This window comes from Pseudoalteromonas sp. SIMBA_162 (genome assembly GCF_046535955.1).
Classification (GTDB): domain Bacteria; phylum Pseudomonadota; class Gammaproteobacteria; order Enterobacterales; family Alteromonadaceae; genus Pseudoalteromonas; species Pseudoalteromonas marina.
Map to the genome: position 1 here is coordinate 1 of NZ_JAWJBQ010000134.1, position 363 is coordinate 363.

At 63.9% G+C, this 363-nt stretch carries 1 pseudogene; it reads left to right on the forward strand.

The window, feature by feature from the left end:
• Positions 1 to 243: pseudogene (locus R0J88_RS19040) on the forward strand (EamA family transporter); the annotation flags it as partial.
• Positions 244 to 363 lie beyond the last annotated feature (120 nt).

Below are 363 nucleotides of genomic sequence, written 5' to 3' on the forward strand. Positions count from 1 at the left end.
TCCAGCGGCGTGCTCACCGCGCTGCCGCTGCTCGCCTTTGCCGGTGCGGCGCGTCGCCTGCGCCTCGCCACGGTCGGCTTTCTGATGTACATCAACCCGACCATGCAGTTTCTGATCGCGCTGCTGATCTTCAAGGAAGCCCTGCATCCGACGATGCTGATCACCTTCGTGCTGATCTGGAGTGGTCTGGCGCTCTATACCGCCTCGACGTTCTTCCAGCATCGCGCCCGACAGCGCGGCTGACATCACCCTTGAACTGACACCACGAACCAAAGCGAGGATGCCCAGCCATGCCAGACCCTGCTGCAGACTCCGTGAGCAGCCGCCTGTTGCGCTTTCTGCCGCGCCTGCTGGCCTTCGCCC